Source organism: Gordonia sp. (in: high G+C Gram-positive bacteria) (assembly GCF_012515855.1).
In the GTDB taxonomy this organism is placed as follows: domain Bacteria; phylum Actinomycetota; class Actinomycetes; order Mycobacteriales; family Mycobacteriaceae; genus Gordonia.
On sequence record NZ_JAAYXO010000250.1, the window covers coordinates 1 to 18,297 of the forward strand.

At 70.1% G+C, this 18,297-nt stretch carries 9 protein-coding genes and 1 pseudogene; all 10 read right to left on the bottom strand.

From position 1 onward, the window contains the following. A pseudogene (locus tag GX543_RS17630) lies at nt 1-964 on the bottom strand (hypothetical protein); the annotation flags it as partial. After that, nucleotides 957-3,527 (bottom strand): hypothetical protein, encoded by a 2,571-nt coding sequence (locus tag GX543_RS17635; protein ID WP_290853815.1) that lies wholly within the window; start codon nt 3,525-3,527, stop codon nt 957-959. The gene GX543_RS17635 and the pseudogene GX543_RS17630, both read right to left, overlap by 8 nt. Before the next feature lie 11 nt (nt 3,528-3,538). Beyond that, nucleotides 3,539-6,217, bottom strand: a complete 2,679-nt coding sequence (locus GX543_RS17640) for a hypothetical protein (RefSeq protein ID WP_290853816.1) — start codon at nt 6,215-6,217, stop codon at nt 3,539-3,541. Then, nucleotides 6,217-9,825 (bottom strand): tubulin-like doman-containing protein, encoded by a 3,609-nt coding sequence (locus GX543_RS17645; RefSeq protein WP_290853817.1) that lies wholly within the window; start codon nt 9,823-9,825, stop codon nt 6,217-6,219. Before GX543_RS17645 ends, GX543_RS17640 begins: the two co-directional genes overlap by 1 nt. A gap of 82 nt (nt 9,826-9,907) precedes the next feature. Beyond that, nucleotides 9,908-12,808: a VWA domain-containing protein gene (locus tag GX543_RS17650; RefSeq protein WP_290853820.1), complete on the bottom strand. Its 2,901-nt coding sequence runs from the start codon at nt 12,806-12,808 to the stop codon at nt 9,908-9,910. Further along, on the bottom strand, nt 12,808-13,308 hold the full coding sequence (locus tag GX543_RS17655; protein WP_290853821.1) for a hypothetical protein: 501 nt from the start codon (nt 13,306-13,308) through the stop codon (nt 12,808-12,810). Before GX543_RS17655 ends, GX543_RS17650 begins: the two co-directional genes overlap by 1 nt. A 307-nt stretch (nt 13,309-13,615) precedes the next feature. Continuing rightward, on the bottom strand, nt 13,616-14,194 hold the full coding sequence (locus GX543_RS17660) for a TerD family protein (protein WP_290853823.1): 579 nt from the start codon (nt 14,192-14,194) through the stop codon (nt 13,616-13,618). A 56-nt stretch (nt 14,195-14,250) separates the two neighbouring features. Beyond that, a complete protein-coding gene (locus GX543_RS17665) occupies nt 14,251-15,453 on the bottom strand; it encodes a TerD family protein (RefSeq protein WP_290853826.1) in 1,203 nt (400 codons plus the stop codon). A gap of 39 nt (nt 15,454-15,492) precedes the next feature. Next, nucleotides 15,493-16,362: an HAD family hydrolase gene (locus GX543_RS17670; protein ID WP_290853827.1), complete on the bottom strand. Its 870-nt coding sequence runs from the start codon at nt 16,360-16,362 to the stop codon at nt 15,493-15,495. After that, on the bottom strand, nt 16,359-18,297 hold a 1,939-nt coding region (locus GX543_RS17675; RefSeq protein WP_290853829.1), incomplete at its 5' end, for a phosphoribosyltransferase domain-containing protein. The genes GX543_RS17670 and GX543_RS17675, both read right to left, overlap by 4 nt.

An 18,297-nucleotide genomic window follows, 5' to 3' on the forward strand; every position in this document is an offset into this window, starting at 1 on the left:
CCGGGGCGACGGTGTCACCGGCGAACTCGGTCTCGATCTGCGCCTGTCGCTGCAGGATCTGCGCGGCGATGTCCGGATCGGCCAAGACCGCTTCGGCGAGCTCGGAGAGATCCGTGGCCGCCACGGTGCGACCGCTCGCGAATCGGTGAGACCCACCGGGAAGTGCGAGGTCGGGCAGTTCGGCCGCTGCGATCACGAGGGCCCCGGGCACCTCGACGTCGTCGGCCGCGGGGACACAGATGAGGTCGGTGCCCGCCGCGATCTGCGCGGAGGCGTTCTCCGGTCGATCGTGCGTGGACCACGACAAGGCCTTGCCCGCCGACGGCGGGAGCAGATGGGTGATCGACGAGATCCACGCGACCGACTCCTCGTGGTTCGCGGTCTGCAACACGATCGCCGGCCCACCCTGCATGCGTGCGACGACCGCATCGATCAGTGCGCGGAACAACTGCTGCCGCTGCATGGACGCGCTGACGAAGGCGATGGCCGAGGACGGGCCGATCGCCGGGTTGGGGGCGGGCGGCCAGGCGTCGACCAGTTGCGCCGCGGCCACGGCGGGCGCACCGTACGGACGCAGCCAACCCTCCGAGCGCCACCGGGAGATGGGCAGCGGTCCGTCCACCGCGCCCGGATCACGATCCACCACGACGTGTGCGAACACATTGCCGGGACGGCCGGAACCGTCGCGACCGGCGTCGACCGTGTGCCACAGCACCGACGATCCGTCGGGAACGGCGCCGTGACACAGGCGAGCGGGCCGACTCAGGACCTGCTCTTCGGTGGGGAAGTCCGGGAGGCGCGGTTCGAGGTCGAACGACGTCCAGATCCGGTTGGTCAGCGTCTCCTGGTCGACAGCGGAGAGCTCGCCGACCACCTGCTTCACCTGCCAGCCGCCGCGGCCGGAGCCGTTGTCGAAGGACGAGTAGGTGAGCTGCGCATACTGTCGTTTACTCAGGTCAGCCACGGAACATCGGCCCCTGCGGCTGCTGCAGCGGGTAGTGAAGCTGCTGAATGGGCGGGTCTGTCAGTGCGTACCGGACACCGCTCGCCCCGGAGGCATCGCCCTGGTTCTGAATGGCGAAGAGGCGGACGAATCCGCTGATCTGCGTCAAGTCCAGCGAGTACGGGGTCGGTGCGAACGACTGGTCGGAGCGGATGGGGCCCAACTCGGCGAACGGCCGCGGGTCGCCCGCGGTCAGGAACCGCAGGGGCTGGCCGTCCTGGGCGTCGAGCGGGAACCGCTCGGTGTTGTTGACCGCGACCAGCATCGGCGGGTGGGGCACATTGACGTCGGCGGCGATGCCGACGGCGACGATCCGCGACTGCGGGGCGCCGGGCAGCGCCGGTGGGGCCTGCATCGGCCGCAGCTCATAGTGCATTCCGATGAGCCCGGCGTACGACAGCTCGGCGATGGTTCCGCGCAACTGTTCTCCGTGCGTGTAGGCGACCGGCACGATGCAGACCTTGCATCCGCCGGGACTGAGCTTGCGCGGCAGGACGATGGCGCCGTCGCGTCGATACTGCGTCTCGTTGACCTCGGCGTACGGGGGTCCCTGACAGAGGTTCTCGGCAGGGGTCTCGGGTGCGCCCACGAAGACTTGGACGCCTGCGGCGCCGCTGGGCCACCCGAAGGCGATCAGCTGGGTCTCGTAGCGCTCGATGATCCGCGGTCCGATGACCGGCGGGATCGGGCGGGTGAGGATCTCGGTCCGGCCGATCCGGACGCGACCGTTGAACGAGGTGACCGGCGTCAGGTACGCGCGGTTCCAGTCGGCGGGCCAGCGGACGCCGACGATCTGCGAGCGCGTCGCGTCGAGGAGACGGATCGGATCCTTGATCTTCTGCTCGTTGGTGAACCCCTCCATGGCGATCGCCGACGCCTCGCGGTCTTCGGACTCCAGGCCGGCGGGCGGCGCGGTGGCGAACCGGTAGATGTCGACCTGCTGGCCGGCCTCGGGCGTCGACCACGCGATGTCGAACGACGCTCCGTCGGTGGCGGTCGCGGTCAGGTCGGCAACCGGAACCAGCGAGACGGAGACCAGGATCTCCTGCTGGACTGCGGGCGCGAGGTGCACCTTGTCCGAGACCTCGACCTCGGCCTCGGCGCGATAAAGGAACCGACGGCCGCGCGGGACGTCTTGATCGACGAAGCCGCTGAAGTTCTCGGCCGCGGTCCCGATCTGCTGGGGACCGCCGGCCGCGCCGTCGAGGGAGATTCGCGTGACGCGGACGCCGCGGGTGCCCTGCCGGACGTTCCAGCGGCCGATCACCCGGCCCTCTTCTTCGAAGATCTCAAAGTCTTCGACGGCACTGACGGCGTGACCCTGCGCCCACAGCACCGGCTGGTTGCGGCGGGCCGACACCGGGTCGGCGCCGACGTGAGCCCACACCTGATAGATCCGGTGCGCGCTGGTCAGGAACCGGCCGTCGGTGAATCGGGTCTGGTGATCGGCGCTGAGCAGGTCGCCGATCTCGGGTTTGTACAGGGATCCCTCGTCGAGGGACACCAGGCGGTAGACCACGGTCTGACCGGCCTCGACGTCGAACGGCTCCCAGTGAAGCGCGATCGTTGCGGAGACCCGTTCGATGACCAGCGTGTGGCGCGGTTCCTCGTAGGTACCGGGCTCGAAGGCGAACTCGCAGAAGTCCGCGTGGGTGAGCGTCAACGGAGCGTTCGGCACCGGTTCGGGTGTCGGTGTCTGCTGCGTCGGAGTCTGCGGTGTCAGAGTCGGCGGATTCGGCGCCGGTGGGGAGAAGGCCGGAACCGGCTCGGGTGCGGGAGGGGCCGGAGCCGGCGGCTCGGACCAGGCAGGCTCGGACGTTACCGGCTCGGAAACCGGGGCTGCCGTCGGGGACGGTTCGGTCGGTGCAGCGTGTCGCGCGCGAGTCGGCTGCGGCGTCGGCTCAGGCGTGGTGGGCGGTGCCTGCGGAGCGGCCACGCCTGCCACCACCGCGGCCATGACTGCAGCCAATTGGTCGGCGAGATCGGCGGCCGGGCCGATCAACGCCGACCGGATCTCGTCGGCGGTGGTCCGGTCGTACTTGACCAGGTTGCGCAGGGTGATGTCGCGCAGTGCGTCGGCACCGGGCACGCCCGCCGCGACCTGTTCGCTGCGCCACGCGATGAGGGCGTCGGTCATGGCCTGTTTGAGGTCGACCGGGGGCTCGGGTGTCTGGGGTTCGGGGATGTGGGTTTCCGGGATGTGCGTTTCTGGGGTTTGGGGTTCGGGTGTCTGGGCCGGAACCGCCTCGGCGGCGGAGGCCCCGGTGCTCGCGGCGGACCCCGCCGTGGTGAGACGGTCGGGCAGCAGCGCGACGGCGGCCTCCGGCTGCACGCCCAGGCGCACCTGTCGCAGCAGGTGGTCGATCGTGGAATGCCAAGCCGACTCGGCGGAGTCCTGCGCGGTCCACGTGCCCGCGTTGTCGGCGGCGATCTCCGCGAGCCGCACCGCCGAAGGCACCGCGAGGCCGCGCGTGCGGGCGTCGTCGCCCCACGCCGCCAGGGCGGTCCGACTGTTCCTCACCACATCGTTCATGGTCAGAACCCGAAGCCCTTACCGAAATCGGGGGCCCGGAACTCCGCTTCCGGCTCCGGCTGCGTCGGACCCGCGGGTGCCGCACCCGAGTACGGCTCGGAGAGGGTCGGGGCGTCCCATGTCTCCTGCACGGTTCCACCGGCGGTCCGCAGGCGATCGATGGTGAACGCATCGCTGTACTGCGTCGCCGCACAGATGATGCCGAGACCCTTCCGGGTGGGACGACGGTGGTCGACGCTCACCTCGGCGGTGGCGTTGGCGATGGCGCCGTCGGTCAGGATGTCCTGGGCGAAGGTCCCGCGAGCGCCCTGCTCCCGGTCCAGATCGCCGAGGAACTCGGCCAGCGGCTGCACCGGTCCGCCGATCACCGAGACGGTGCCGACCAGATTCGGCACCAGCTGGTGCATCGACGTCGACAGCAGCTCGAGCGCGTTGCGCCACACCACGTCGGCGCCCGAAGACTGGAGGCGACCGGAGAAGAGGTCGTCCGACCACCGCTCCAGGCCCGACTGCGACTGTCGTCCGCGGTCGTGCCACAGCGGCGATGCCAGCGCGGACGGCTGCTGTCCCGGTCCCGGCGGCGAGGTCCGCAGGATGAGGTCGTCCCACGAGTTGGTGAGCCAACCCGGGTGGTAGAGCGCGCGACGCAGATGTCCCGAAGCCTGTGAGACCTGTTCGTCGGCGGGCTGTGCGACACCGATCGAGGTCGACATCGGCAGACCCCACGCCACGTCGAGGGGCGTGGTCGGCTGCTCGCGATCGGGGCCGAGAGGCGCGGACAGGAAGCTGCCGATGGCCCGGCTCCAGGACAGGAACTGGCCGTAGGCCTGCCAGAGGCGACGAACATCGCTGATCAGCGTCTGCAGGTTCTGCAGGTCGACGGCCTCTTCACTCTTCTGCCGCCGCCGCTGATGCAGCAGGGCGAAGAGTTGTCGCTGCGATTTGATGAACGCCATGCACAGGCACACCAGCAGGATCACCAGCGTGCCGACGATCACCGAGACCGGGACCCACCACTCCACGGTGCCCCGAACGCCCAACCAGATGAAGACACCGGTCAGCACCAGCCACAGGATCACCAGCACCTGCGTCCAGCGCGCCAGTGTCAGCTTGGCCTCGCCCGGGTCGGGGGCGGCGGCCGCGTTGCGGACCTTCTCGAACAGGTTCTGCATGTCGCGACGGGCCTCGCCGTACGAGGTCGCCAGCCGCTCGCCGACCAGCGAGCCGAAGCTGCGCGAGGTGGTGGCGGCCCAGCCGTCGAGCTGCTTGAGGGCCGAGCCCGCGGCGAGCCCGTGATCGGGGCTGGCCTGTAGTTCGTGGAGCTGGAATCGGAGATCCTGGATCCCGAGCGGGTCCGTCGCGTCGACGCCGTCGGTCCGGACCGCCGCCGCCACCACGCCGGGGATGTCGGAGAAGCGTTCGCGGGCGCCGGGGACGATGCTGCCCGAATGGCCGATGACGCCGCGCGCGGCGCCCACCTGAATCGGCGGGAGGCCGCCGGACACGCCGCGGGTGCCGCCGTCGGCCAGGGTGAACGACGCGCTCGCGTAGTCCTGCCACACCAGGCTGAGGTCGGCCTGTGCACTCTCGGTCTGCCCGATCCCCGCGACAGCGGCGAGGTGTTCGGTGGCCGCGCCGACGTCGTCCCAGCTCGCGTACTCGCCGTTGGCCTTGCGGCCGCGGACGACCACCTCGTAGGCCGCCGGAGCGTCGGTGAAGACGGCGTTCTGAATGCCGATGGCGACGCGGTCGGAGACGTTGTCGACCAGACTGCGGTACCAGGCGCTCGGCGCGTTCTTCAGCGATGCCCACAGGAAGCCGAAGAACATCGTGATGGCTTTCCAGCCACCGATCTCCTCCGTCGTCACCGCCTCGTACGGCAGCAGATTGCTGCGCAGCACGGCCGCGTGTTTGGTCCAGAAGGCCTGCGCCATGGTCGACGCGGCGAGCCCCGGATCCTGCACGTAGATCACCTGCGAGTGCTGGTCGGACGGCAGCGGCAGCTCGCCGTTCTGCGCGAGGATCACCGACCGGAGACGCTTCTCCACGTCGTCGGTCCGCAGTCGACGGTAGAACGACCGAGTCAGCCGCACCACACGTCCGGGGAGCGGGTCGACGCCGTCGAGCGGTGCGTGCGCCACCCCGCTCCACAGTCCGGTGACGCCGGCGACCGCGGGGGCCGCGAACCGGGCGAACTCCTGGGGGCCGGGCGAGGTGGGCGTCGCGATGCGACCGAACGCCGGGGCGCGCGAGTCCTCCGGCGACACGAGGACGTTGTGGTAGCCCTCGATCACCAGGCTGTCGAGATCACCGGAGATGCCTTCGGGACCGGCCAGCAGGAAGCGGACCCGGGTCACCGACATCGCGCCGGACACCGAGACCAGGCCGTTGGTCGCGGCGATCTCGGTGCCGAGGTCGGCGCGGACGGCGTCGGGCGTCGCGGGGACCAGGGTGGCCACCCGCAGCGCGGGGATCTGCCGGCCGGTCACCAACTGTTCCAGCGAGACGTCGGTGGAGCGACCCTCGGTGACCAGGGTGACCTTCTCGATGCGTGACGATCCGGCGACGCAGCGGATCCAGCCGAACTCGTCGATCAGCCCGGCCGCGGAGAGGTCGGTGAGGCCGGCGATGACGCCGTCGGCGTGCTCGCCCGGCGACAGCAGGATGGTGAGTGCAGACATCAGAAGAACTTCCCTCCGGTGCCGCCGTCGAACGACGGCGCAGTCCAGGTCTCTTGTTCCGCGGCCGGGACCGTGGGCCCGCCCGCGGCGGTCGGCGCACGATGCGCCGCCGCGACGGCGGTGTCGAGCAGGCCGAGCAGCCTGTTGGCCACCCAGTAGATGTCGGGTGCGAGGTCGCGGAAGATCGGTGTCGCCGACGCCTGACGACGCTGGTTGACGGTCGCGAAGGTACCGCCGCCGGGTGCAGGGGGCAGCCCGTCCTCGGCGCCGTCGCCGGGCTTCATGAAGTGCTGCCCGGTGAAGCCGACCCAGTGGTTCAGGTAACCGCGGAGGGCCTCGGCGCGCTCTTCGATGCTCGCCTCCGGGCCGGTACCGGTGAGCACGGAGGCCACCCCGGTGCGGGTGTCGCCCGTGCGCAGCCAATCGGCCATGTTGACCGCCGCCGACTGGTGCGCCTGGTCGAGCCCGGCGGTCATGCCGTTGAGACCCTCGTCGAAGATCCGGCGCATGGCGCGGTACGGCAACATCGAGTTCATCACCGGCGGCTGATGCGACTGAGCGATCGCGATCAGCACCGACTCCATGATCGCAGGCAGCCAGTCGTACTCGGCCTTGAACTCGGTCTGCGGGGTCAACAGCGGCTGCGGGAACGACAACCAGCGTGCCGCGTCCCGGTCCCACACCTGGACCGGCTGGGTGAACGGCGGCTCGGGCACGCGGATGAAGCCGATGGCGCGACCGAGGATCCAGCCGGCCACCATGGCGCGCCGCTCGTTCTCGTGCATCGGCAGGCTCGCGGCCAGCGGGCGCGTGCGACGGTACTTCCAGAACGCCTGCCGCTCGATGGCCGACGACGCCAACCACTGGCGTGCAGCGGGCTCGACGACCGCCTCGTAGACCAGCGGCGAGTAGTTCGGGTAGGTGCCGAAGATGTCGATGCGCTTGACGTTGCCCTCGTCGGAGAGAGCGCGGGTGAGCGCGTTCACCGAGTTGTGGTCGATGCGCGGATTGCGCGTCAGCTCCTCGGCCATCTCGTCGCCGAGGGTCAGGCCGTTGAACGGGACCGCCGAGAACTTGAAGCGGTAGACCATCTCCGAGACGCCGTGCACGGCGCCGAGGGCGCCCTCGTTGACGCTGGAGAGCGGGCGTGCCAGCTGCACGGCCTCGTCGAATCTGCGGATCACGTCGCGCCGACGCTGGGTCAGCTCCGACTCGGGGACATGCTGCTCCACGCCGCCCGCGCGACCGGTCACGAAGTCGCGCAGCGACAACGAGCAGTAGCGGTCGAACGATTCGCCCGGGCGCGCGACGAATCCGCGGGTCCGCTCCAGGAGTTCGGCGGGACGGGTGTGAACGTCGAACGCCGACGGCGTCGCGATCAGGGTCTCGCCGGTCTCCGGATTCCGCGGGAAGGCACGCGAGACCCACTCGTTCTTGCGCTCGATGACCGGGTGCGCCACGCCGGGCGGCTGCGTGCCGGTGACCACCGGCCAGAGGCCGGTGATGGCCATGTTGGTGGCTCGGCCGAGCGCCTGGTTGAGGGCTGCGGGGCCCACTCCGGTGTCGCCGACAGACGACGGGAGGTCGATCTCGTAGCGTTGCTTGAAGTCCGATGACCGCGTCAGCATCACCTCGTTGTCGGCCTCGGAGAAGCGGTCGGCGACGCGCTCGTCGCTGTCGGCGGGCCACGCGACGTACTTGTCCGTGCGCAGATCGGCCAGGCCGGTGTTGGTGCGCGCCTCGCGGGCCGCCTCGCGGAGTACGGTCTGCGACTCGTCGAGAGCGGCGACCAGCGGATCGAAGAGCTCGCCGACCATCGCGCCGCAGGCATTGGCGACGTTGTGCGAGAGCGCCGCGTAGATCTGCTGGATCACGTTCGCGGTGATGCCCTCGAGGACCTGCTCGGTGAGCGCCGCCGGGTTGTTCAGTGCGCCCTTCAGGGAGGCGATGGTGCGCTTGGCCTCCGGCGACATGTCGACGACGTCCGGCGGAACCGAACTGCTCAGCTGCTGCGCCTCGGGGAGGATCCGATCGCTGACGTCGCGCGCGGCGCGCTTCACCAGGCCGGTCGCGTACGGCAGGCCGAGGGTCGCGAGGGCATGGGTCGTGGTGCCTTCCAGCGCGCGGCCGAAGGCGTGCGTCCACGCGAAACCGATGCTGTACGCGGTGTCCGCGGCGGCCTGTTCGATCTGGGCGCGCTGCTCGGCGAGAACCCGCTGCAGGGCTCCGGCCCACTGGGGACCGTTGACGCCCGGCTGCTGATCGATGCGCGGGCGGAGGGTGGCGTTGACGATGGCCTGCGCGTGCTGCGAGACCGCATCGTGCGGCAGCACGGTGCCCGCCAGCCACTGACCGACGCCCATCTGCGGGCTCGTCGGAAGGCCCAGGTTGGCGCAGATGTTGGCCCACTGGTTGTCGAGCGTCGCGTTGACCTGCTCTTCGTCCGACGCGGGGTTGCCCGGCTGACGGTGACCGTGCAGCAGGCGATCGGCGCTGCTGCGGGCCAGGCGCTGTGCCGAGTACTCGGCGTAGCGGTCGCGGCCCATGCTCAGGCTGGCGTAGCCGAAACTGCCCCACGGGATGTTGTCCCACTGGCCGTTGCCCCAGCCGAGGAACTCCATCGAGCCCTGGTCGCCGAGGGCGTTGGTGAGGTCCCATTCCACGAAGTGCTGCATGGCCGAGCCCGACAGCGCCAGCGCCGACAGACCGCGACCGAGGCCGCGGTACACGCTCGCCGGGGTGCCGTCACCGAACTGAGTGCGCTCGGCGCCGACGTGCGCGCCGACCGGGAACACACGGGCGAACGGGGTGATCTCACCCTCGCCGTTGTCGTAGCCGAGGGCGCGGAGGATGTCGACGTCGTGCTTGCGCGCCGCCCCGGTCTGGCTGGCCACGATCTCGCCGAGCATGGCAAGGGCATTCGGCTTGGTGCCGGTGACCGACGATGCGGGGATCGAGTGGAAGATGTCCGGTGTCACCATGAAGACGGCCATCAGTCGCGGGTTGACGCCCGGGATCAGCGTCATGATGCGGCAGACGTCGAGCGCCATCGAGGCGCCGGCGCCGCCCGCCATCGACGAGACCACGATGATCAGCGGCTCGTCGGCCGCGCCGAAGGCACCGGCGCCGGGGATGTTGAGCGATCGCATCTCGCTGTCGACGCCGGGCTTGAACAGTTCCTGCCACGACCGCTCCAGCTCGTCGCGGACCTTGCCGACGCGGCTGAGGGTGATCATCCGGCCGAGCGCGCGCGACTGGCCCGCGCCCATGCTGAGCGGGGTGTGAACGCTCTCCGGATCACGCGGGGCCCAGGTGGCGATGGTGTCGAGGGCGTCGGCGCCCGCGAGGCGCTGCGAGAGGGCGTTGTCGAGCTTGAGGTAGCTCTGCCCCTGCGGACCGACGCCCACGTAGGCGCCGCCGAGGTCGGGCACCGAACCCATGCCCCGCACCTCGGACGGAGACGTCGGAACGTCCAGGTGGACGAACTGCCAGCCCTGCGGCAGATGGTCGATCCCGTGACGAGCCAGGTCCGAGCGGAGCTGGTCCATCATGAACGAGAGCGTCGCGCCGCCGGATCCGCCGCAGCCGACCACCAGGAGTTTCCTCATCGTTGTCGCTTCCTATCGTTTGCGTGAAGTGATGTCTCGACCGTGCCGCGCGAGCGGTGGTCGTGCCTGGAATATGTCCGAATCAGGCCTGGAACGGATTCCCCGGGTTCGCCGGGGGCGGTCCCTGCGGGGGACGACCCTGAGGCGGTTGACCCTGGGGAGGGCCCTGGGGAGGTTGGCCCTGAGGAGGTTGGCCCTGAGGAGGTTGGCTTAAGCCTGGCTGGGGGCGCGGCGGGGGAGGCGTGGGAGCCCCGAACGGATTTCCCCCGGCGGGGGTCCCGCCGAACGGATTCCCGCCGGGCGGCGGGGGAGTGCCCGGGGCCCGGGGCGTGGTGCTCGGGCCGAACGGATTGGCTGCGTTGCCGCCTCCCGGCGCCGCGGGAGCACCGCCGCCGAACGGGTTGGGCGCCGCCGAGCCTGTGGGCGGCTCGGCCTCCCCGAGGTTCTCGCGCGCCTGAGCGCGCAGTTTCGGAAGCACCCGGGGCAGGTGGTCGCGGAGTTCCTGCACCACGCGCTCCACCTGCTGGCGACCGGCGTCACCGCTCACCAGCAGTAGGACTGTCGCCGCCTCGGCGGGCCCGGCCGGGTCGTGCATGACGAGCCAGTTGTTGTGCACCGCCAGCGGCAGCACCGCGTCGGGCTGCTTGCCGGTGGTCGCGCCTTCTTTGCCGCCCGCGGAGGCCAAGCCCGCGGCCGAGCCGATCACGCGTCCCGCGCCGAACGGCGACCAACCGGTGGTCGTCTTGAGCGTGACGCCCCCGAGGTCGATCCGACGCGTCGGACGGTCGAGACCGGGGACCAATGACACCAGGTCAGTGTCCCGGATCGCGAACGGCTGGTTGTCGCGCAACACCGTGGCACCGGAGACGGTGACCGGGATCTGCTGGGCGCGCAGTGCCTTCGCCGGGATCCGCGCCGTCATCCACTTGAACAGGTACAGCAGCAGCAGCGGGATCAGCGGTCCGAGGATCAGGGCCAGCACCAGCGCCACCGTGAACTGGGTGGCGTCGAGGGGCTTGCTGAGCGAACCGCTGAACGGCACCTCGATGGCGACCGGGTCGCCTGCGTTCTTCGGCGCCGCCATCACGACGAGCGTGCCGCCGATGTCGCCGTTGACCTCTTCGGGGACGTCGAGCGTCACCGCGAGGGTGGTCTGCTGGCCGTCGGTCAGCTTGAGGCAGTCGGCCTGCGAGCCGTTGTCGGCGGTGACCTTGACGGCGTCGCCGCCGTCGGGCCGGGCGGTGAAGGCGGTCTTGGCGCCGTCGATCCACACGCAGCCGGGGCCGGTCACCGAGATGTTCGCGGTGGCGGTGCCTGCGCCCTCTACCGCGCCGAAGTCGGCGCGACCGGTGACGGTCGGATAGCCGCGCGGCGGGTTGACGGTCACCGGCACCGAGACCTTGACCGGTTCCAGCGTGGTGGTGATCTCCTTGGAGCTGCCCTTCTCGCGGGCCGGAGCGGTGGTGACGACCATGTCGAGCTGGATGTTGGCCTGTCCCGCGGGGACGTTCTTGAGGTCGACGGTCAGCGCCTTGCTCGCCGTCTCCTTGGTGAGGTCGTCGGCGATGGTCACCGATTTGCCGTTGACGTCCACCAGGGTCGCCGACAGCTGCACGGTGCCGGGCAGGTCGGAGGTGTCGATCGCCTTGCCGTCGCGGTCGACGATCTCGAGCTTCAGCGGGGTCTTGGCGTCACCGGAATGCAGCGAGAGCTGGTCGCGGTTCGCCACGGCGGGCCGCAGACCGCTGGTGATGTGGATGCTGGAGCGGGTCTTCGCGCCCTCGTCGGTGGGGGAGAGGAACACCAGCGCCCACACGCCGTTCCAGCCGGAGGCATCCGAGCCGGACAGGCGCACCGACACCGACTTGTCGGACGGGAAGTCGTAGTCCACCGAGACACCCGCGGAATCGACCTTCTTGGGGTCGCCGGGGGTCATGCGGATCTCGCTGCCGCTCGGCGTCACGAGGACCGGTGTCAGGCCCTTGTCGGTGGCCGCGGCCAGGATGCTCACATTGTTGACGGTCTTGTCGAGGACGAAGCGGTGCTTGCCCTCGTCGCAGACCTTGATGACGCAGGCGCCCTTGGTGTCCTCGAGCGGCTTCTGGCCGGGGGTCGAGAGTCGGTCGAAGGCGAAGAGCAGGTCCTCGATGTCGTCGGCGGGATAGAAGTCGCCGAGTCCTTCGCCCTGCACCTTGCCGCAGGTGTCGCCGCTTTGGTCGTCGGAGCCCGTCGCGATGGCGCGCAGCGGACCGAAGTCGCTCTGGGTGCCGCCGCCGGACAGGCCGACGGCCACGTTGACGATCCCGGAGGTTCGCAGTTGGTCGGCCAATCCGCCGTCGCGGCAGATGCCCTCCTTGGCGGCGGCGACCATCGCGGTCACGTCGGCAGCGCTGTCGAGCGACTTGCCCGGCGCGTACGGCTTGTCGACCCCTGGGCGCGGGGTGAAGTCGATGGCGCCGTCGGTGAACCAGGCGAGCATCTGGCAGGACTCCGCCGCACTCGCGTCGCGGCCCTGACCGAAGGTGCCGCGCGCGCCTTCGAGGGCCTGCCAGTAGTCGGTGTCCTGACCGTCCTGCTGTTCGGCCGTGCGCTTCACCGCGTCGTCGACCGTGCCCAGCGATCCCTGATCCAGGGTGGTCCAGCCGAGCGACTCGGTGTAGTTCTCCGAGAACCCGGCCACCGCGATCTCCAGCTTGGCTCCGGTACCGCTCGCGTAGTCGGCGAGCTGGCGCGTCAGCATCGTCGCGGCCGTGGATCGGGCGTTCGACGGGTCGGACTTCTGCAGGCTGCGGGACTGATCCACCAGCAGCAGGACGCGACCGCTGCCTTCGGCGGCCACACAGGCGCCGAAGCGGTCGACGCCTGCGCCGTCCGATTCGGCGGCGATCGCGGGTCCGGCCAGGGTGATGCCGCCGACGAGCGCGATCGTCGCTCCGACAGCTGCGGCGCGGACGGCGCGCGAGAGAGTGGTCTTCAATGACATCAACGGTGTCCAATCCACATGGCGAAGCCGACCGAACCGACGATCACTCCGGCCGCGATCAGCACGATCACCACGGCGTAGGCCATCGTGATCCAGTCGGGGCGCAGGTACACGGCAGCGGTTCGACGCGCGGTGTCGCGCGCGGTGAACAGCGCGAGTACCCCGATCGCCAGCGGACCCGCGAGGAGCCAGCCGAGGCTGCTGAGCGAGGCGCCCCAGAACACGGCGCCCACGACGATGCCCGCCACGGCGAGAAGTGCTGCGGCAGCGAGGATCCCGAGCGGCGGACCGACGGGTTCGAGTGATTCGCCGGAGCTTCCCGACGGTGCGCCGGGAGCGCCGAAGGGCCCCGGCTGGTTGGCGCCCCTGGGCGCCTGACCGGGTCCCGGGGCCGGTCCGCCGAACGGATTCTGGGCGGGCCCGCCGAACGGGCCGCCGGCCTGTGGTCCCGGCTGCTGCGGTGCTCCGGATCCGGTGGGACCGGGGCCGAAGGGATTCATGGACGACACGGTGAGCATCGTCGCATATGTGGAGTGGTCGCGAGGTTCACGCGCCCGACTTGTGATGACTTGTTTCGTCGGCGAGTGCTCGGAGAATCCAGAGGTCGTCGGCCGAACACCCTGTTCATTCGTCGACGCGGCCGCGATTGGCGTCTCGACGGTGGTTGGCCCGTGAAGGGCGCAAGTTCATTCGAATGCATGAGGCCGAGACCGACAGTGCGAACTCGGACCGCCGGGAGACGATGCTTCCCGGCGGTTCGAGTGAACCCTGCACGCCGCAGAACGGCCCTGATCAGGATCTCTCTGATCAGCCGATGTTGACGCCGTAGTCGCGGGCGATGCCCGCCAGACCCGATGCGTAACCCTGACCGATGGCGCGGAACTTCCAGTCGCCGTTGTGCCGGTACAGCTCGCCGAACACCATGGCGGTCTCGCTCGATGCGTCCTCGGTGAGATCGAAGCGGGCGATCTCGGTGCCGTTCTCGCGGTTGACGACGCGAATGTACGCGTTGCGGACCTGACCGAAGGTCTGGCCGCGGCTGTCGGCGTCGTAGATCGAGACGGGGAAGACGACGCCCGCGACATTCGGCGGCAGCGCCATCAGGTCCACGTGGATCGACTCGTCGTCGCCGTCGCCCTCACCGGTCAGGTTGTCACCGGTGTGCTCGACGGTGCCGTCGGGCGAGCGGAGGTTGTTGAAGAACACGAAGTGCTGGTCGGACAGGACCCGCTGATCTGCACCGACCATCAGGGCGCTGCCGTCGAGGTCGAAGTCTGCTCCGGTGCTGGTCCGCACATCCCAGCCGAGACCGACGGTCACGGCGGTGAGGCCGGGGGCCTCCTTGGTGAGGGAGACGTTGCCGCCCTTGCTCAAACTGACGCTCATGTTTAGTGCACCTTTCTGTTGACGCGGAAAGTCTTGTGACGCGGAAAGCGCGGCGATCACCCGAGGTAGGGCATCACAAAGGGAATCGCCTTCTTCGGGGTCTTGCCGTTGAAGCCCTCGCCGATGGCTCGGAGCTTCCAGTCGCCGCCCTCGCGGTGGACCACGCACATGGTGACGCCCGTGAACGGCATGCCGCCGGCGAGCGTGAAGCGGGCCAGCTCGGCGTTGATGGTCTGGTCGATGAGCCGGCAGTACGCGTTCTGCACCTCGGCGAAGGTCTGGCCCCGGTACGAGGTGACGATGAAGACCAGGTTGTCGATGTGCGGCGGCACTGCGGTCAGGTCGACGGCCACCATCTCGTCGTCGCCGTCGCCGTCGCCGGTCAGATTGTCGCCGGAGTGAACGATCGACCGGTCGTTGGAGGTCAGGTGCCCGAAGTACACGATCTCCGCGCACTGGCCCTTCGAGAACATCAGCACGGAGGCGTCGAGGTCGATACTGCTGGCGCGGCTGCTGCCGAACATGCCCTTCTTCTGGACCGGATCCCAGCCGAGGCCCATCACGATGCGGGTGAGGGCCACGCCGCCGTCCTTGCGCAGCGACACCTTCTGTCCCTTGGACAGCGAGATCGGACGGTTCTTGGTCAGGCTGATCTCGGGGGCGGCGGGCGGCGCGGCCGGAGGCGCCGCAGGCGGAGGCGGAGTTCCGTAGTTCTGCGGCGGCGGGCTGTAGGTCTGCTGCGGCGGTGCCGGCGGCGCTGCCGGCGCCGCGGGCTCGTCGTCGACGGAGACGCCATGATCGCGCACCAGGTCGGCGAACCCGCCCGCGTAGCCCTGGCCCACCGCGCGGACCTTCCACGCGCCGCCGCGCTGATACACCTCGACGGCGATGACGACGGACTCGCTCGAGAGTTCACCGACCACGTACTCGAACAGCGGCGTGCCGTTGGGGTCGGTGATGCGGGTGACCGGCGGGGCGAACTGCCCGAAGCTGCGGTTGGCGTCGTCGAGCGTGATGACCGCGCGGACGGCCTCGATGTCGGCGGGGATCTGCGCCGTCGAGATGTGGAGGCGACCCTCCCGCAGTGACACCCCCGGTCCATCGGGTTGATTGAAGAAGACGAAGTCGGCGTCGCTGCGGACCTTGCCCGCCGACGTCACGAGGAGGGCCGACACGTCGGCCGGCGCCGAAAGGTCGACGCTGACCACGACGCCGGGCCCCGGAAGGGGCGCGTTCTGGCCTTTTGAGAGTGCGGTCATGGTTCCTCGCTAGTTGTGGAGCGGCTGATGCTGGATCGCTCAGGTATCGATTGTGGCGGCAGCGTCGGACGAATGGGGCGCCGACAGGCCGAGAGTCGATCGTTCGGCGAACCATCGCAGGATCTCTTCGCTCGCCATGATTCCCGAAGACGCCGTCACGCGCAGATTGTCGGCGGTCCAGCCGGCTTCCTCGAGCTCGCCGTGCCGCGGGCGGATGGCCAGATCGGCGTAGGCCAGCAGGTCGGCGTCCAGCCTGCCGTCGCCTGCCGCCAGGACCGGGGCGTCCGGGCTTAGCAGGTCCTGGTCGATCAACCGCTCGCGAACATGGGCGAGGGCGGCCGACTTGGTGACCGGGTGCGGCATCGCATAGATCTTGCGGCCCTGCTGCGACACCGACCAGCCGCGCGGTTCGCACCACGCGCGCCACGAGGCGATGAAGTCGGCGGGCTGCCGCTCGCGGTCGACGACCAGGTAGCAGAAGAGATCGTCCGCGACGCGGACCTTCCCCACCCACTGCTGGTCGGAGTCGGGCGCCGGAATCCGAGTGAGGAGGTCGGCGCTGACCTCGGCGAGCGAGGCCGAGCCCGCCGCCACCGCGGATTCCACCGTGCGGCGCCACGTGATGTCGTCGGCGCCGTCGTGCAGGATGCGACCGCCGTTGCTGACGACCGCGTAGCGGAACGGGCCGCCGGGCAGGTCGATCCGTTCGAACTGCTCACGCGTCCGGGTGGTCGCCGGGACCACCGGTGTGCGCGCGGCGAGCGTGCTCAGCAGGTCCGCGGCCTTCTCGGTCATGAACGAGAGCGGTGCGCCGTCGTAGATCTCGACGCAGCGGTCGCCCTCGCTGGCCCCCGAGGCGCGGGAGTAGATCATCGTCCGATCGAGATCGGTCGCCACCAGGGGCTTCACACGGACTCCTTGATCAGGCCGATGCACGAGTACGCGAGATCGGGGACCACGTCCACCGGGACACCGCGTTCGGCGGCCAGCAGACGGATGTGCTCGTGCTCGGCGAGGCCGTCCTCGCGGACCAGGATGCGCCACGGAACGCGGCGCAGCAGGACGCGGGTGGTCTCACCGATTCCCGGCTTCACGAAGTTGATTGACGACAACCCGTAACGCTCCTGCATCTGCTCCACCGACTTCCAGCCCGCCCAGTCCGGGGTGCGGTCGGTGCCGCGCAGCGCCGCGACACCCTGCCGGGCCGCATCGGTGACCTGATCGAACCGATCGGACACCGCGTCCAGGAACCGACCGGAGACGTCGGACGGCGCGAGCTCGCGATAGAACTTGGCCCCGTGGAAATCGCCGGGTCCGATCAGCTGGTCGTTGAGGACGGTGCGCGAGACCAGCCCCGACACCGTGGAGTTGAGGCAGGCCGACGCGATCAGGAAATCGTCGCGGGTGCCGTAGAGCGGAGTGCACGACCCCGGGTCGGCCAGCACTGCGAGCTCCGGGTTCAGGACCGCACCGCCCGCCGCGGCGTATTCGGCGAGGGCGTCCACCAGCTCGCGGGTGATGGCGCCCTTCCCGGTCCAGCCGTCGACGAAGACCACGGATGCGGGATCGTGGCGCAGCGTGAGGTAGTCGAGCGCGACCGGGTCGATGCCGCGTTCACGGACGATCGACACGGCGTAGTGCGGTGGTCGGAAACCATGGAAGCGTTCGATCCACCGGCCGATCAGCACCCCGATCGGCGTGCCCGCGCGAGCCAGCGACACCAGGGTCGGCGACGCCGAGCGCTCGTCGAGAATCAGTTCCGCGACGACCCCGACGGCGGTCGCCAGACGCGCGGCCGACTCCTGCAGGGTGGTCTCGAACAACTCGCGGTACTCCGCGCCCGGTTGGAACTCCACGGGCAGGGATTCGGCGTAGTGGGCCCGTCCGGACTGGATGGCGCGCTCGCGGACGGCGACGTCGGCCTCCAACTGCTCGTTCGAGAGGTCCTTCACCAGCCACGCGGTCTCGTGCGGCGCATACGAGCCGAAGTCGGGACCGCGCAGCGCGGTGCCGGTCGGCTGCGGACGGAGCGAGGTATCGGCGCGGGCGGCTGCCAACCGTTCCGGGTCGGTCGAGGCGATCGTCACCGCGACCACCCGGTGACCGGCGGCGGTCAGCACGTCCAGCAGGCCGCCGGGCGTGCGCAGGTGCTCGGTGTCGGCGGGGTCGTCGAGCACCAGCAGCACGGTCGGCAGCGTCGACGATCCGGGCACCGCGACGTTGTAGATGAACCGGGGGGCGCGCTCGGGGCCCTCGTGCGGGCTCGGGCCCTCCGGAGACGGGAAGGTGAAGCCGCGGCGGAGCGGATATCCCGGCTCGTCGCGCACGTGGGCCGGGGAGCGGGTGGTGGTCTGGTAGCGGACCTCGCGCCCGGAGGCCGCCAGCCGTTCGGCCAGGCAGAGCGGCAGGTACATGAGCTCTTCGTGGCCCACCACCGTCACCTGCTCGTCGGGGGCCAGGTAGCCCGCGACGTGCGCGGCGAGATCGTCGACTGCCAGGTGGAACCGCGAGGTGTCGGAGGCCAGGAAACCGTGGCGGCCGCCGTCCGGGACGTCGGCGGGCCAGGGGGCGGGGACGACCGTCGTCGTGCCGCGCTCGGCGGCCGGATCCGGCACCCGCGGATTCAAGTCCGCCGGATCCAGGGCACAGACGTTGTCGACCAGGTCCGCGGGCAGATGGATCCGCCCTCGGGTCAGCGCTACGAACTCGATCTCGACGCCGAGCTCGCGGGCGGCGGCCGCGCAGTCGGCCTCCTGCGCGTCGTCGCGCATGTCGACCAGCGACGCCACCAGGTAGCGGTGGTGCGGGTGGAGGGCGTGCAGCGAGGCGATCGCCTCCACGGCG

Coding starts and splice junctions, on each gene's coding strand:
- GX543_RS17640 (WP_290853816.1), bottom strand. CDS start 6,217: ATGTCTGCACTCACCATCCTGCTGTCGCCGGGCGAGCACGCCGACGGC.
- GX543_RS17645 (WP_290853817.1), bottom strand. CDS start 9,825: ATGAGGAAACTCCTGGTGGTCGGCTGCGGCGGATCCGGCGGCGCGACG.
- GX543_RS17650 (WP_290853820.1), bottom strand. CDS start 12,808: ATGTCATTGAAGACCACTCTCTCGCGCGCCGTCCGCGCCGCAGCTGTC.
- GX543_RS17655 (WP_290853821.1), bottom strand. CDS start 13,308: ATGAATCCCTTCGGCCCCGGTCCCACCGGATCCGGAGCACCGCAGCAG.
- GX543_RS17660 (WP_290853823.1), bottom strand. CDS start 14,194: ATGAGCGTCAGTTTGAGCAAGGGCGGCAACGTCTCCCTCACCAAGGAG.
- GX543_RS17665 (WP_290853826.1), bottom strand. CDS start 15,453: ATGACCGCACTCTCAAAAGGCCAGAACGCGCCCCTTCCGGGGCCCGGC.